15 protein-coding genes, 1 tRNA gene and 1 pseudogene are annotated in these 14,256 nt (G+C 59.2%); 8 read left to right on the top strand and 9 right to left on the bottom strand.

Annotated features, from left to right (window positions below):
* From K290_RS0118355 to K290_RS34495, 3 genes and pseudogenes are all read right to left on the bottom strand, one after another.
* A partial coding sequence (locus K290_RS0118355) for an alcohol dehydrogenase catalytic domain-containing protein (RefSeq protein ID WP_028753294.1) occupies nt 1-687 on the bottom strand: 687 nt, incomplete at its 3' end.
* A 101-nt stretch (nt 688-788) separates the two neighbouring features.
* A complete protein-coding gene (locus K290_RS0118350) occupies nt 789-2,798 on the bottom strand; it encodes an acetyl-CoA carboxylase biotin carboxylase subunit (RefSeq protein WP_028753293.1) in 2,010 nt (669 codons plus the stop codon).
* Nucleotides 2,799-2,878: 80 nt separating this feature from the next.
* A pseudogene (locus K290_RS34495) lies at nt 2,879-3,758 on the bottom strand (DMT family transporter).
* Nucleotides 3,759-4,040: 282 nt separating this feature from the next.
* Here K290_RS34495 and K290_RS0118340 point away from each other — a divergent pair.
* Entirely contained in the window at nt 4,041-4,463 is a 423-nt protein-coding gene (locus K290_RS0118340; RefSeq protein ID WP_028753292.1) for a helix-turn-helix domain-containing protein, read from the top strand.
* A 6-nt stretch (nt 4,464-4,469) separates the two neighbouring features.
* On the opposite strand, the gene lipB is transcribed toward K290_RS0118340, so the two are convergent.
* Nucleotides 4,470-5,186 (bottom strand): lipoyl(octanoyl) transferase LipB, encoded by a 717-nt coding sequence (lipB, locus tag K290_RS0118335; RefSeq protein WP_028753291.1) that lies wholly within the window; start codon nt 5,184-5,186, stop codon nt 4,470-4,472.
* Between the two features lie 242 nt (nt 5,187-5,428).
* On the opposite strand from lipB, the gene K290_RS0118330 reads away from it, so the two are divergent.
* Nucleotides 5,429-5,513, top strand: a tRNA-Leu gene (locus tag K290_RS0118330).
* Between the two features lie 234 nt (nt 5,514-5,747).
* Nucleotides 5,748-6,263 (top strand): hypothetical protein, encoded by a 516-nt coding sequence (locus K290_RS0118325; RefSeq protein WP_028753290.1) that lies wholly within the window; start codon nt 5,748-5,750, stop codon nt 6,261-6,263.
* A gap of 78 nt (nt 6,264-6,341) precedes the next feature.
* Here K290_RS0118325 and K290_RS0118320 read toward each other — a convergent pair whose 3' ends face one another.
* Complete coding sequence (locus K290_RS0118320; RefSeq protein ID WP_028753289.1) at nt 6,342-6,836, bottom strand: peptide deformylase; 495 nt, start codon at nt 6,834-6,836, stop codon at nt 6,342-6,344.
* A gap of 176 nt (nt 6,837-7,012) precedes the next feature.
* Between K290_RS0118320 and mgtE the strand changes: the two genes are divergently transcribed.
* From mgtE to K290_RS0118305, 3 genes are all read left to right on the top strand, one after another.
* Nucleotides 7,013-8,431: a magnesium transporter gene (mgtE, locus tag K290_RS0118315; protein ID WP_028753288.1), complete on the top strand. Its 1,419-nt coding sequence runs from the start codon at nt 7,013-7,015 to the stop codon at nt 8,429-8,431.
* A 123-nt stretch (nt 8,432-8,554) separates the two neighbouring features.
* Nucleotides 8,555-8,941, top strand: a complete 387-nt coding sequence (locus K290_RS0118310) for a MerR family transcriptional regulator (protein WP_028753287.1) — start codon at nt 8,555-8,557, stop codon at nt 8,939-8,941.
* Nucleotides 8,942-9,035: 94 nt separating this feature from the next.
* Entirely contained in the window at nt 9,036-9,485 is a 450-nt protein-coding gene (locus tag K290_RS0118305) for a hypothetical protein (protein ID WP_028753286.1), read from the top strand.
* Nucleotides 9,486-9,511: 26 nt separating this feature from the next.
* Here K290_RS0118305 and K290_RS0118300 read toward each other — a convergent pair whose 3' ends face one another.
* The 3 genes from K290_RS0118300 to K290_RS0118290 all read right to left on the bottom strand — a co-directional run bounded on the left by K290_RS0118300 (nt 9,512) and on the right by K290_RS0118290 (nt 11,746).
* On the bottom strand, nt 9,512-9,985 hold the full coding sequence (locus K290_RS0118300; RefSeq protein ID WP_028753285.1) for a methyltransferase: 474 nt from the start codon (nt 9,983-9,985) through the stop codon (nt 9,512-9,514).
* Between the two features lie 12 nt (nt 9,986-9,997).
* Nucleotides 9,998-10,987, bottom strand: coding sequence for a heparan-alpha-glucosaminide N-acetyltransferase (locus K290_RS0118295; RefSeq protein ID WP_028753284.1), 990 nt, complete (start codon nt 10,985-10,987; stop codon nt 9,998-10,000).
* Nucleotides 10,988-11,053: 66 nt separating this feature from the next.
* Nucleotides 11,054-11,746: a DUF599 domain-containing protein gene (locus K290_RS0118290; protein WP_028753283.1), complete on the bottom strand. Its 693-nt coding sequence runs from the start codon at nt 11,744-11,746 to the stop codon at nt 11,054-11,056.
* Nucleotides 11,747-11,945: 199 nt separating this feature from the next.
* Here K290_RS0118290 and K290_RS0118285 point away from each other — a divergent pair, with 199 nt between their 5' ends.
* Both K290_RS0118285 and K290_RS0118280 read left to right on the top strand, forming a co-directional pair.
* A complete protein-coding gene (locus tag K290_RS0118285) occupies nt 11,946-13,352 on the top strand; it encodes an L-serine ammonia-lyase (protein ID WP_028753282.1) in 1,407 nt (468 codons plus the stop codon).
* A gap of 60 nt (nt 13,353-13,412) precedes the next feature.
* Nucleotides 13,413-13,847, top strand: a complete 435-nt coding sequence (locus K290_RS0118280; protein ID WP_028753281.1) for a DUF1489 family protein — start codon at nt 13,413-13,415, stop codon at nt 13,845-13,847.
* Between the two features lie 83 nt (nt 13,848-13,930).
* Here the strand turns inward: K290_RS0118280 and K290_RS0118275 are convergent, their stop codons facing one another.
* On the bottom strand, nt 13,931-14,206 hold the full coding sequence (locus K290_RS0118275) for a hypothetical protein (RefSeq protein ID WP_028753280.1): 276 nt from the start codon (nt 14,204-14,206) through the stop codon (nt 13,931-13,933).
* Between the last annotated feature and the right edge of the window lie 50 nt (nt 14,207-14,256).

Here is a 14,256-nt window from a genome sequence, read left to right as displayed (position 1 = left end):
CTTCTCACCCCAGGCCTTGCGGTCCGGGTTGATGTCGACACCGATGATCATGTCGGCGCCGGCAAGACGCAGGCCCTGCAGCACATTGAGGCCGATGCCGCCGAGGCCGAAGACGATCGCCGTCGAGCCGATCTCCACCTTGGCGGTGTTGATGACGGCGCCGATGCCCGTCGTCACGCCGCAGCCGATGTAGCAGACCTTGTCGAAGGGGGCGGCGGGATTGATCTTGGCCAGCGCGATCTCGGGCAGAACGGTGAAGTTCGCGAAGGTCGAACACCCCATGTAGTGGTGGATCTTGTCCTTGCCGATCGAGAAGCGCGAGGTGCCGTCCGGCATCAGGCCCTGGCCCTGCGTGGCGCGGATCGAGGTGCAGAGGTTGGTCTTGCGCGAGGTGCAGGAATAGCATTCGCGGCATTCGGGCGTGTAGAGCGGAATGACGTGATCGCCCTTTTTCAAGGAGGTGACGCCGGGACCAACGTCGACGACGATGCCGGCACCCTCATGGCCGAGGATCGCCGGGAACAGGCCCTCCGGGTCGGCGCCCGACAGGGTGAAATCGTCGGTGTGGCAAATACCGGTTGCCTTGACCTCGATCAGCACTTCGCCGGCCTTCGGGCCATCGAGCTGAACAGTCATGATTTCCAGCGGTTTACCGGCGGCAACGGCTACGGCGGCCCGTACGTCCATTGTGTCCTCCCTTCTAAATTAATGATTTGGTTAGCGCGACATTGGCATGGCCGCGCCGGATGGCTCAAGCGAAAAATCAGGCGTTTCGTAGCGAATACGAATTAAGCGAATTCCATGATGATGGCATCCACTGCAAGGCTTTCGCCCGGCTTGGCATTGATCTTGCCGACGATCAAGTCGCGCTCGGCGCGCAGGACGTTCTCCATTTTCATCGCCTCGACGATCGCCAGTGTTTCGCCGGCCTTGACCTCCTGGCCCTGCGCAACCGCGATAGCGACGACGAGTCCGGGCATGGGGCAGAGCAGCAGCTTCGACGTATCCGGCGGCAGTTTGACCGGCATCAGTTTGTCAAGTTCCGCCTGGCGCGGCGTAAAGACCTTGGCGCGGATCGAAAGTCCCTGCCAATCGATGCGCAAGCCGTTGAGGAAAGGACGGATTTGAGCAGTTACCTTCCGCCCACCGACCGTTCCGACCCAGACGGCATCGCCCGGGCGCCAATCGGTCGCGACCGCCAAAGTCCCGCCGTTGATCTGCATGTCCATCTCGAATGGGATGGTCACAAGCCCGTCCTGCAGCGTCACCGGAACATAATCCGCACCGAGCTTGACCACCCACTCCTCGCGCAGCGGCCCCGCCGCCGGCCGTAGCCTGTCGGCATAGCGCTCGCGGCGATTGGCATCGACAAGACCACAAGAGAGTGCGACGGCGGCAAGCACGGCGGATTCGCTTTTGTCCGGCGTCATCGGCGCAAAACCGTCCGGATATTCCTCGCCGATAAAGCCCGTGGAAAGGCGGCCTTCGCGCCAGCGCGGATGTTTCATCAGTGCCGACAGGAACGGCACGTTATGTTCAATGCCGTCGACGACGAAACCGTCCAGCGCTTCGCCCATGGCCTCGACAGCTTCAAGCCGCGTCGGCGCCCAGGTGCAGAGCTTGGCGATCATCGGATCGTAATACATCGAGATTTCGGCGCCCTCGAAGACGCCGGTGTCATTGCGGATGACAGTATTGCCGCTCTTGCCCTCGCGCGGCGGACGATAGCGCGTCAGCCGACCGATCGAAGGCAGGAAATTCCGATAGGGGTCTTCGGCATAGAGACGGCTTTCGATCGCCCAGCCGTTTAGCTTGATATCATCCTGGGCAAAAGGCAGCCCTTCGCCGGCAGCGACCCGGATCATCTGTTCGACAAGATCGATGCCGGTAACTAGCTCCGTAACCGGATGCTCGACCTGCAGGCGGGTGTTCATTTCGAGGAAATAGAAATTGCGGTCGCGGTCGACGATGAACTCGACCGTTCCGGCGCTCTGATAATCGACCGCCTTGGCGAGTGCGACGGACTGTTCACCCATGGCCCTGCGCGTGGCCTCGTCAAGGAAAGGCGAGGGCGCCTCTTCGGCAACCTTCTGATTCCGGCGCTGGATCGAGCATTCACGCTCGCCGAGATAGACGACATTGCCGTGGGCATCCGCAAGCACCTGGATTTCAATGTGCCTGGGATCAACCACGAATTTCTCGATGAAGACGCGGTCGTCGCCGAAGGAGCTTTTCGCCTCGGAGCGAGCGCGCTCGAAACCGTCGCGCACTTCGTCGGCACTCCAGGCAATGCGCATGCCTTTGCCACCGCCGCCCGCCGATGCCTTGATCATGACGGGATAACCAATCTCGGCCGCAATCTTTTCGGCATGATCGGCATCGTCGATGACGCCGAGATAGCCCGGTACGGTGGAAACCTCGGCGGCATTGGCGAATTTCTTCGATTCGATCTTGTCACCCATCGCCCTGATCGCCTTTGGCTTCGGACCGATGAAGATGATGCCTTCCTTCTCCAGTGCCTCGCAAAAGGAGGCACGCTCGGAGAGGAACCCATAGCCCGGGTGCACCGCTTCGGCGCCGGTCTCCTTGCAGGCGGCGATGATCTTTTCGGCAACGAGGTAGCTTTCGGCCGCGGGGGCGGCACCGATATGCACGGCTTCGTCAGCCATTTCGACATGCAGGGCGTCACGGTCGGCGTCGGAATAGACTGCCACCGTCAGGATCCCCATCCGGCGCGCCGTCTTGATCACGCGGCAGGCGATCTCGCCCCGATTGGCGATCAGGATTTTCTTGAACATGGAAGCTCCGCCCAATGCATAGTCCTGTCAGCGTTTTAGCCATAAATTGCGTTGGCGGTCCATGCGGAAGATCAGCGTATTCAGGCCGATTTCATCGATCGCGACTGAACACGCTCCCGCCAGATGATGAAGAGGCCCGATCCTACGATGATCAGGATGCCGATCCACTTGGAAACATTCGGAAAATCTCCGAACAGCGCATAGCCCAGAATGGTTGCCGAGATGATCTCGAAATATTGAAAGGGCGCCAGCAGCGACAGCGGTGCCAGCCGGAACGCGCGGACGATCAACATATGCGCGTAGCCGGAGATGGAGCCGAGAATCAGCCAGCAATGCGAGACCGAGCCAGGAAGCGGGCAGGGACGGTGTGAAATCGGCAACGCCAGCGGATGCTCCTACCCAAAGCGCGGCGGCCATGAAGATCGTGCCGCCGATGCCGGCCATCGTCTGCATGGTCAATGGCGAATCCGCCTCGCCGACGGCGCGGTTCAAAAAGAGATAAAGCGCATAGAGAAAGGCGCAGGCGACCGGCAGCAGCGCTTTCCAGCCGAAAATCGCAAAGCTTGGCTGAATGACGATCATCGCGCCGCCGAAGCCGACGACGATTGCCAGCCAGCGCCGCCAGCCGACCTTGTCGCCAAGAAACAATGCCGAAAGAGCCGTCAGGATGAAGGGCTCAACGAAATAAATCGCGAAAACATCGGCAAGCGGCATGTACTTCACCGCCACGAAGAACAGCAGGCTTGCCGCGCCGTGCAGCGCACCCCGCAACAGGTTCATCCAAGGCCGCTTGGCCGAAAGCGCGGCCCATCCGAAGACGGCGAAGAGCGGCGGCAGGGTGCAGACGAGCTGAAAGAAGAAGCGATAGAACGTCACCTGTCCCGGCGACATCGCCTCGAAGGTCGCCATATATTTCGCAATCGCATCCATTACCGGCAGCACGATCATGGCGCTGGCCATGATGGCCATGCCTTGCAGCGGATTCTGATGGGCGGAGACGACTGATATTTGGGACATGACGGGCCATCAAACACAGGAACCTCATCCAATCAAGATGCGGCGCCAACGTCCGTTGCCAATTCATCACACCATTGGAGGCAAAAATGCCGGACTTTCCCAATTCGGCCATATCACGGTGGTGGCATGACGCCCCTAGACCTATGTCTGTCTGGTAAATCCGTTAGAAAAAGTGGGCGCGCCGTTTAAAAACTTACCGGCGTGACCAAAACAAGGATCGCACCGATGTTGAAGACGGAACAAGAGACGACCGTTTTTTCGGATGAAGGCGACGATACTCTGGGCGGGCGCCTTTCCATGGCGCGGGACGCCGCCGGCATCAGCCTCGAATCGCTGGCAAGCCAACTGGGCGTCCGGCGGGAGACGATGATCGCCTGGGAATCGGACCGCTCGGAACCGCAACCATCCGTTCTGGTCAAAATGGCGGCCATGTTCGGCGTTTCACCGAGCTGGCTGATGACCGGCACTGGCGATGGACCGGGAGAGGACAGTGACCAACGCGCCCTGGAAGCGGTGAAGATCGAACTTTCGCGTCTGCGCTCCGCACATCAGGAAATCGGCCAGCTCATCGAGACAACGACCCGGCAGATCGAGAGGCTCGACCATCAAATCCGGCTGCGCAATGTCAGCAAGGACGTGGCGCACTAAGCCTCATTAAGGCTCATTGGCGGTTTCGCCGAATATCTGCTCGAAAGCCTCGCGCAGGCGGATATCCACATCCGCCATCATCACCGGCAGGCCGAGGTCGACGAGGCTGGTCACTCCATAGGCGGAGATTCCGCAGGGCACGATGCCTGAGAAATGGCCGAGATCGGGATCGACGTTCAGCGACAGGCCGTGAAAAGTCACCCATTTGCGCACACGGATTCCGAGGGCGGCGATCTTGTCTTCGGCCATGGTCCCATCCGGCAGCAGCGGCTTCTCCGGACGGCGCACCCATACGCCGACGCGATCCTCGCGCCGCTCGCCGCGGACATTCATCGAATCAAGGGTCCGGATGATGACTTCTTCCAACGCAGCGACAAAGGCGCGGATATCCTGGCGCCGGCGCTTCAGATCCAGCATGACATAGGCGACGCGCTGGCCGGGGCCGTGATAGGTATATTCGCCGCCGCGGCCGGTGGCGAAGACCGGAAAACGGTCGGGCTCGATGAGATCGGCGGCATTGGCACTGGTGCCCGCAGTATATAAAGGCGGATGCTCGACCAGCCAGACGAGCTCCGGCGCTAGACCTTCACCGATCGCTGCCACCTCCTTCTCCATGGTCGCCACCGCTTCGTCATAGGGCACGAGACCGTCGGCGATACGCCAGCGTACGGGCGGCGAGCCGGCAAGCGGAAGCATTTGATGTTGGAGATCGGTGCGTAGCATCAGCCAGTCCTTTGCGCCTGTTCGGCAGACAGCTCTCTTCAAAATTTGGCGCGCCGATAGGTTATCAACATATGGAGCCATTTGGACAGGAATTCAAACATCTACGGGACCGATGCCGTGAATCAAAAGGCGTGCTCAAGGGAGCTATGTGGGAATGTTAAAAAATCTGACACATCGCTCTTGTGCCCCCCGAATGCTTTTGCTACATGCAGCCGCGCCGGAGCAATCCGGCCTACCACGATGCGGTCGTGGCGGAATTGGTAGACGCGCAGCGTTGAGGTCGCTGTGGGGCAACCCGTGGAAGTTCGAGTCTTCTCGACCGCACCAAGAAAACCCGCTTCGGCGGGTTTTTTGCTTTCTGGCGATCGGTTTGACGCTTTCCTTTGAAAGTTGTGTCTCAGAAGAAGATACTCTTCCCGATAGCCATTTCCGTACAGTTGCCGTTCATGTTCTTCCCCATATGGTGTCGTTGCTCGCCCACGACTCGTGCGTCAATTGACAACCGAAGGGGCGGGGATGATTAATAGTTTCGACATTCGTCATAGAGCGGAGGATTTGCCAATGACCAGTCGTGCCATCCTGTTGATGTCTTTTGCGTCTCTTGCAGTTGTGGGCTCGATGGCCCTCTCATCGCCGGCTTCTGCGCTAACCATGAAAGAGTGCAGCACCAAGTATCAGGCTGCCAAGCAAGCCGGCACCCTGAACGGCCAGACATGGAATGATTTCCGCGCTTCGCAGTGCGCTGCCGATGCGAGCGCTGCCACCACAGCACCGACGACTACAGCGCCGGCAAAGACCACTGCCACTGCCAAGACGACGGCGGCTGCCGATGAGCCTGATGCCACCAAGCCGCCGGCTAAGGAGCCGCCGAAGGCTACAACCGCAGCGCCGGCCGGCGTGACCTTCCCGAAGGCCGTCGATCCTAAATACGCAAGCGAAACGCCTGGAAAGGGCCGCTTCCACACCTGCGTCGACGCCTATAACGACAACAAGGCCAAGAACACGCTGAATGGCCTGAAATGGATCCAGAAGGGCGGTGGCTATTACAGCCTCTGCAACACCAAGCTGAAGGGCTGATCTGCCGCTTCCCGCAGACAATCGGCGGGCGCCTCAAGGCGCCCGCATTTTTATGCGCAGACATTTACGCAAGACAGATCAGGCCTTCGCCTTTTCCCATTTCTTCACCAGCCGGTCGCGTTTCAATTTCGAAAGCCGCTGCAGCCAGAACAGGCCATCAAGCTGGTCGACCTCATGCTGGATGCAGACGGCGAGAAAGCCTTCGGCTTCGGCCTCGTGTGCCTGACCATCAATGTCCTGATAGCGAAAGCGGATCGCTTTCGGCCTGACGATCTCGTCTGTGAAACCGGGCATGGAGACGCTGCCCTCCACATGCCGCATCGTCTCCTCGGAAAACCAGGTGATCTCCGGATTGACATAGGTGCGCACGCCTTCCTTGCGGCTGAGTTCGATCACGGTGACGCGCTGGAGCACGCCGATATGCGCGGCGGTGATTCCGACGCCGGGAGCGGCGCGCATGGTGTCCAGGAGATCGGCAGCAAGCCCGCGTAAACCGTCATCGAAGGCGGTGACGGGAGCACAGGCTGTTTTCAACAACGGGTCGGGGAAGCGGATGATAGGACGGACTGACACGGCTCTCTCTGTTAACGGGACGACATGTTCGCAGCCTAAAGATAGGGGCAAGAGGCCGCCAGCGCCATCGTCTTACAGACGCGACATAAATTGTTAGCTTTCCCGCCTATCCGATTGTTGACAATCAGCTTTTTGCCGTCATTCTCCAAGAGCAGAAGCAGGATGGGAGGCGGCAAATGACGACGACGGACGAAGACGAACGCGTTCACAACGCCTCCGCGAAAACCAATCCCGACATCTACGACGAGGATGGGGTCGTCCGCTCTGATTTCCTAACCGAGGTCAGCGACGCCATCGAGCGGCGCGATATTCCGTTCCTGCAACAGAATGTCGTCCGGCTGCACGAATCGGAACTCGGCGACCTTCTGGAATCGTTGCCTGCCGATCAACGTCTGGCGCTGGTGCAATTGCTCGGCGACGACTTCGATATGACGGCGCTGACGCAGGTGGACGACACGATCCGAATGGAGATCGTCGACCAGTTGCCGAACGATCAGATCGCCGCCGGCATCGGCGAGCTCGATTCGGATGATGCCGTCTACATTCTCGAAGACCTGGATCAGGAAGACCGCGACGAGATCCTGTCGCAGCTGCCGTTCACCGAGCGCGTACGGTTGCGGCGCGCCCTCGATTATCCAGAAAGTTCAGCCGGCCGCCGCATGCAGACGGAATTCGTCGCCGTGCCGCCATTCTGGACTGTCGGCCAGACGATCGACTATATGCGCGACGAGGAAGAGCTGCCGGAAGCCTTCACTCAGATTTTCGTCATCGACCCGACTTTCAAGCTGCTGGGCAGCGTCGATCTCGACCGCATCTTGCGGACCAAGCGGCAAACGAAGGTCGAGAGCATCATGCGCGAGACCTCGCATCCGATTCCGGCCGTGATGGACCAGGAAGAGGCCGCGCAGGTCTTCGAACAATATGACCTGCTGTCTGCTGCCGTCGTCGACGAAAACGACCGCCTCGTCGGCGTATTGACCATCGACGACGTGGTCGACGTCATCCATGAAGAGGCGGACGAAGACATCAAGCGTCTCGGCGGTGTCGGCGACGAAGAACTGTCCGACAACATCACCTCTACGGTGCGCTCACGCTTTGTCTGGCTGGCGGTCAATCTGATCACGGCGATCCTCGCTTCCAGTATTATCAATGTCTTCGACGGCGCAATCGAGAAAATGGTTGCGCTTGCCGTGCTAATGCCGATCGTCGCTTCGATGGGCGGCAATGCGGGCACGCAGACGATGACGGTCACGGTGCGCGCGCTCGCGACAGGCGATCTCGACATCTACAATGCCTTCCGAGTCATCCGCAGGGAGGCGGGCGTCGGCTTTCTTAACGGCATCCTCTTTGCGATTATCATGGGAGCGATCGCCACCTTCTGGTTCCATGATTTTCAGCTCGGCATCGTCATCGGCGCGGCGATGATCATCAATCTCGTCGCGGCCGCCCTTGGCGGTATCCTACTGCCCTTGGTGCTGCACCGATTCGGCGCCGACCCGGCCATTGCCTCGTCGGCATTCGTCACCACGGTTACGGATTGTACGGGATATTTTTCGTTCCTCGGTCTGGCAACCTGGTGGTTTTCCATTCACTAGGGCCGCTAGTCCTTTGAATTCAGCGTATTTTCTGAAATTCGAAAGTCTGCCGCCTCCTGCAGAAATTGACTATTACGTAAAAGTCAATATTATGAGCTCTATACGAGAGAGGCGGACTATTTGTTGGACAGGTATTATAGCATAACGGAGCTGACGCGGGAATTCGGGGTCTCCACCCGCACACTGCGTTTCTACGAGGACGAGGGGCTTATCCATCCGGAGCGCAGGGGCCGCACGCGCTTGTTCCGGCCGGCCGATCGCCGCCTGATCCAGGAAATCCTGCGTGGCCGCCGCATCGGCTTTACCATCGCCGAAATCCGCGAGATCATTCAGGTCTACAAGGAACCGCCAGGCGAAATCGGTCAGTTGAAGCTCCTGATGAAGCGCGTCGACGAAAAACGCGAGGAGCTGCGCCAGAAGCGCAAGGATATCGAAGACACGCTGACCGAACTCGACAATGTCGAAGAAGCCTGTCTTGGCCGCCTGGCTGAGATTGGCGTAGGGACGTGATCGCTACCGTCAAAGCATAAGGCGCATCATCGCCGCCACAATTCTAACGAGAATGTTTTGTAGAAACCGAGCATTCACCAGAGGGTTATGGCGTATGGCGGCAAGGTTTAGCGTCGTCTTCGCGATAGGGATCGCGCTCGTTCCGTTCAATGTCGGGAGTACTCAAGCGGCCGGTAAGGACAATGCCGATATCCCAGTTGCCTATGCCCTTTTTCTGGACGGCAAGGATGCGATCTATGGCCAATTCAATTGCCAAATTCATGTTCGCTGCCAGCTCATCGAGAATCAGGACACTCACATTCAGCTAAGCATTACCATCGATTCGAATCGATATTTGGCGGGTGACATCAGCGTCCAGTGCGGCGACCTCGGCTGCTCTTTTCTGACCTGGAAAACATCGACCCGGCTGGAAGGAGTTTCTGATGGGAAAAAAGTTCGTGAATTCGATCTTTATGCCGGTGAAAATAATTCAGTTGCGATGGACCTCGTGCAACGTAAGAGAACAAAGATCGGTCGGATTTTACTCCTCGCTGAACACCGATAAGTAACGACTGCGGGCACCTCCCGCTTTCAGATCCACCGCCGCGTACGCTTGCAGTAAAACTCGAATTCACAGCCGAAGCGGGAGAGCAGGTGCATCTCCTCGCAGCGGATGACTAGCGGTGTGGTCAGCGCCGCCGCCACGGCGGCCATGGCAACGAACCAGAGATTGCCGATCATCAGGCCGAGGCCCGCGGTCAGGAGCGTGTATCCGAGATAGGTTGGGTTGCGGGTGAAGCGGAACGGGCCTTTGGTCACCAGATGCACCGTGCAGCGCTGTGTCAACACGGTCGTGCGGCTTTCGAACAGCGTCTTCACCGCCCAGACATTCAGTGTGATCGCGGCAATCGTCAAAAGTGCGCCAATGCCCCAAGCAGCGATGGCCCCTGGATAGGGCAGCCGCACGGGATAATCCTTATTCAAGTAGAGTGCCGCGACAATTGTAAGACTATAAATTAAAGGCGGCCATGGAAAACTCAGCGACTTGGAACGATAGGCATTCATAGAATAACCCTGTCATTGCGCCTGCTCCGAGCACTGTAATGCGATTCGGTTTATTCGTTCATCGCTATCTGCTTTGATTGCCCCGGATTCCAGGGGTGAAAAGAGGTTTTGCGCCTGCAATTTATCAAGCGTGCACTGGCAGAAGCTGCGGCACATGGTTTCGCTGCCGGACCGTATGCATGACGCCTGGCATTGCTTGAGATAGGTGAGCGTGGGATCAGGCTTTGGTGCGGCCGCGACCGCCGAAAGAAGATAGACGAGACCGAAGAGCACTGGCTGGTGGACAAGGTAGAAGATCAGGCTATGGCGGCCGATGCGGGCAACCAGATTGTGGCCGGGGCCAAGCTTTGCCAATGACCGAAGCCATCCGAAGGATATGGCCAGTTGCGCGATACCCAGCCCAAAGAGGAATGGCGTCAGCCAGGGGAAGACCGGTACGTAGTCGTTCGAACGCGGCAGGTTCTCCGACAAGCCGATCCACCAGAGCCAGGGCGCATCGAAGACAGCGGAATGCAGCGAAAACGGTGCGATGATGTTGTCGACGACAATGCCAGCGCCAAGCAGCACGGCGATCAGCAGCGTTGCGAAAGCCGGCAAGCGCAAGAAGAGCAGGCCAATGATGCTGGCGGCGGCGATGCTGTGAAGGATGCCAAAGAAGATCCACTCGTCACGCATGCCGATGAAGGTGACGATGGAGATTGCTACGGCGGCAGCCACGATCACGCCGAGGCGCTTGAAATAAGGCCGCCAGCGGATTTCGGGTGTGTTGGCAAGCACGAGGCTGAAGCCGGCGAGAAACAAGAAGGTGCTGGCAATGACGCGGGCGTAAATTTTCAGCCAGCCGGTCTCCGCCGTGCCCGCGTCAAGATAGCCGAAGAACTCGAAATCCCAGGTGCAATGATAGCTCGCCATCGCCAGAAGTGCGACGCCGCGGGCCGTGTCCAGAATGCCGATGCGGGGCAATTTCTGCGGCGCATCGATGCTCTCGGCGATAACGGCCATTGGCGGTCCTTCCAGGCGTGAATTCAAATCGTCTGCGCCGACTTGCTTGCCGCCGGCATGCCGATGTCATGGCACATCGATATCCATGATGGCCAGACGCGCGTCGGAAAAAAACTGCCTGCGGATCAGGACGATGATGATGAAGACAGTCGTGACGATAAAGACATAGGGGCTGAGGAACCAGCCGAGATAACCGATCGACAGAAAGATCGCTCTCAGACCCGCATTGAAGTTGCGCGCGGCGATGACGTTCATGCGGATCACCCGCTCTGCGGCGCGTTCCGCCCGCGCGGGATTGAGCTCGGCCTCTGCCAGCATCGGCAAGGAGCCAAAGAGGATGGTGCAATAGTTGAACAGGCGATAGGCCCAGCCGAATTTGAAGAAAGCATAGCCAAACAGGCAGGCAAGTCCCGCCACCTTGATTTCGAAGGCGGTGCGGCCGCTATTGAAGACGAAGGGCAGGTCGGAGAAGAAGGCGTTGACCTTGTCCGTTGCACCGAGCAGGGCGAAGCAGCTACCAATGGCGAAGATCGACGTAGAGGCGAAGAAACCGGTGCCGTTCTGCAGGCCGGACAGGATCTGCGTGTCGATCATCTTCAGGTCGCGCCGCAGCGAATTATAGATCCATTCGCGCCGGCGCTCATTCATTGCCAGCGTCAGGCTCGTCCGGTTGAAAAAGCGGGCGCTACCGATGATCCAGTTGTGCGCGGCCCAGAGAAGAACGAAGAGGGCGAGGGCGACATAGTCAGCGGTCGTCATAAAGGCAGATTCTCCGAGTCCATCTGTCGGCGACTGTAGCGTACGTCCATTCGGGCGCAATGGCCTTATGTTTGCGCCGCATCATGCCTACATGTAATGTCGCAGGCATGAAATCCGATGTCGGACGATCGCCGTGCAGGCTTGGCCCAATGGCGTAGCCTTGCCATTGCGTGATTTGCCGGGGAGGCACCAAAGGTCCATGTTTCTTTCAGTTTTCGATGTTTTCAAGATCGGCGTTGGGCCTTCCAGTTCGCACACGATGGGTCCGATGTCGGCCGCCAATCGTTTTCTGGATCTCATTCTTTCGAACGAGTGGCCACGGCCTTCATCGAATGTGCATGTGGATTCGATCAAGGTCAGCCTGCACGGCTCGCTCGCTCATACCGGCATCGGGCATGGCACGGGCAGGGCGGTGATTCTCGGTTTGATGGGTGAGCGGCCCGATTCGGTAGACCCGGACCGGATGGACGCGATCATCGACGAGGTAGAGCGCAGCGGGCGCATCACGCCGCCGGGCCATCCAGCCTATCAATTCCAACCGAAAACCGACCTGATCTTCGACAAGAAGGTGCCGCTGCCGGGCCATGCCAATGGCATGAGCTTTTCCGCCTTCGACAAGGATGAACGCCTGCTCGTCAAGCGCATCTACTATTCCGTCGGCGGCGGCTTCGTCGTTACCGACACCGAGCTCGAGCAAATGCGCGCCGATAAGAAGAGGGCTTCCTCCGGCGAGCGAATTCCATTCCCCTTCGCCACCGCCAAGCAGATGCTCGATATGGCCGAGCGCTCGGGCCTCTCGATCGCGCAGATGAAACGCGCCAACGAAGAGACCCGCATGAGCAGCGAAGAACTCGACGCGGGGCTCGATCGTATCTGGGGCGCGATGAATAGTTGCATCGATCGCGGCTTGAAGGTCGAGGGCATCATGCCGGGCGGCCTGAAGGTGCGCCGCCGGGCGCGCGCCATCCATGACAAGCTGCAGGAAGAATGGCGCAGCAACCGCATCAATCCGCTGCTCGCCAATGATTGGCTGAGCGTCTATGCCATGGCGGTCAATGAGGAAAATGCCGCGGGCGGACGCGTGGTCACCGCGCCGACCAACGGCGCCGCCGGGGTCATTCCGGCAACGATCCGCTACTATCAGCATTTCCATGAGGATTGGGACCAGGACGGCATCCGCAACTATCTGCTGACCGCGGCGGCCGTCGGCGGCATCATCAAGCATAATGCCTCGATCTCCGGCGCGGAAGTCGGCTGTCAAGGCGAGGTGGGCTCGGCGGCCGCGATGGCGGCCGCAGGTCTTGCCGCCGTGATGGGCGCGACGCCCGAGCAGATCGAAAACGCCGCCGAGATTGCGCTGGAACACCATCTCGGCATGACCTGCGACCCCATCGCCGGTCTCGTGCAGGTGCCCTGCATCGAGCGCAATGCGCTCGGCGCAGTCAAGGCCGTGACGGCCGCATCGCTCGCCATCAAAGGCGACGGCCAGCATTTCGTGCCGCTCGATGCCTGCATCGAAACCATGCGCCAGACCGGCTACGACATGAGCGAGAAATACAAGGAAACGTCGACGGGCGGCCTCGCGGTGAATGTCGTCGAGTGTTGAGTGTGGAAGCCTCACTCTAAAAGCTTGACGCTGCCTGCTAAAAGGATTTCAACGGGCGGCATGGCTTTGCATCTCATTAAATTGTGCGTCGGCGCCGACTCGCTTGAGGACCTGCGCGAATGGGTTTCCGAGCGGGCAATGAGCGCCATCGCTGCCGGTCTGGAGCCGCACACTACCCATACGACCCGGATGGTGCCGAAGCGTATGGAAGAGCTGCTGGATGGCGGCTCGCTCTATTGGGTGATCAAGGGGCAGGTGCAGGCTCGACAGAAATTGCTCGGTATTGAGACTTTCACTGACGCCGACGGCATCCAGCGTTGCCGGCTCATCCTCGATCCAAGCGTCGTCGAGACCGCCGGCCAGCCGCGCCGCGCCTTTCAGGGCTGGCGATATCTGCCGCAAGAGGATGTGCCGCGTGATCTCGACAGCCTTGGCGGCGTTGCCGAACTGCCTGCCGATCTCAGGCGGGAACTTTCGGAACTCGGACTGCTGTAGAGCGATTCAGCTTTTCAAGGAACCGAGAACCGCTCGATCTCTTTGCAGTTCCGGAACCGCTTAAGACTTTTCCTGGAATTGCTTCAGCGCAGCCGCATCAACACTGGTGCTTGGCCATTCGGCGCAGTGATGTGCAGGTGGATATGGGCCTCAGGCTGAGAATAGCGCCAGGCGCGGGCGCCGTGGCACAGCAGGATGCCGATCAGATCCTTCGTTTTATTGCGCGAACGTGAACGGCTGAGGCCGAGATCGGCCAACCGCATGGCTGCCTCATGCAGCGGATGAAGAGCAAAGCTCTTCGATTTCGTCTTTCCCCCGCCATCGAGCGAGAAACCCGGAAAGTTCTCGTTCACCGCCATTTTCACATCCCCGCAACACATTACAAACTCAGGGCCGGTCCCATGGTCAT

The sequence above is a fragment of the Rhizobium leucaenae USDA 9039 genome (genome assembly GCF_000426285.1).
Classification (GTDB): Bacteria; Pseudomonadota; Alphaproteobacteria; order Rhizobiales; family Rhizobiaceae; genus Rhizobium; species Rhizobium leucaenae.
The sequence above is the reverse complement of the archived record's forward strand: the minus strand, read 5'-3'. Positions and strand labels throughout refer to the sequence as shown.

What these genes read in the sequence shown, in the direction of transcription:
- K290_RS0118285 (WP_028753282.1), top strand. Translation starts at nt 11,946, where the DNA reads ATGTTTCTTTCAGTTTTCGATGTTTTCAAGATCGGCGTTGGGCCTTCC.
- K290_RS0118305 (WP_028753286.1), top strand. Translation starts at nt 9,036, where the DNA reads ATGGCGGCAAGGTTTAGCGTCGTCTTCGCGATAGGGATCGCGCTCGTT.
- K290_RS0118325 (WP_028753290.1), top strand. Translation starts at nt 5,748, where the DNA reads ATGACCAGTCGTGCCATCCTGTTGATGTCTTTTGCGTCTCTTGCAGTT.
- K290_RS0118275 (WP_028753280.1), bottom strand. Translation starts at nt 14,206, where the DNA reads ATGGCGGTGAACGAGAACTTTCCGGGTTTCTCGCTCGATGGCGGGGGA.
- lipB (WP_028753291.1), bottom strand. Translation starts at nt 5,186, where the DNA reads ATGCTACGCACCGATCTCCAACATCAAATGCTTCCGCTTGCCGGCTCG.
- K290_RS0118350 (WP_028753293.1), bottom strand. Translation starts at nt 2,798, where the DNA reads ATGTTCAAGAAAATCCTGATCGCCAATCGGGGCGAGATCGCCTGCCGC.
- mgtE (WP_028753288.1), top strand. Translation starts at nt 7,013, where the DNA reads ATGACGACGACGGACGAAGACGAACGCGTTCACAACGCCTCCGCGAAA.
- K290_RS0118295 (WP_028753284.1), bottom strand. Translation starts at nt 10,987, where the DNA reads ATGGCCGTTATCGCCGAGAGCATCGATGCGCCGCAGAAATTGCCCCGC.
- K290_RS0118290 (WP_028753283.1), bottom strand. Translation starts at nt 11,746, where the DNA reads ATGACGACCGCTGACTATGTCGCCCTCGCCCTCTTCGTTCTTCTCTGG.
- K290_RS0118300 (WP_028753285.1), bottom strand. Translation starts at nt 9,985, where the DNA reads ATGAATGCCTATCGTTCCAAGTCGCTGAGTTTTCCATGGCCGCCTTTA.
- K290_RS0118280 (WP_028753281.1), top strand. Translation starts at nt 13,413, where the DNA reads ATGGCTTTGCATCTCATTAAATTGTGCGTCGGCGCCGACTCGCTTGAG.
- K290_RS0118340 (WP_028753292.1), top strand. Translation starts at nt 4,041, where the DNA reads ATGTTGAAGACGGAACAAGAGACGACCGTTTTTTCGGATGAAGGCGAC.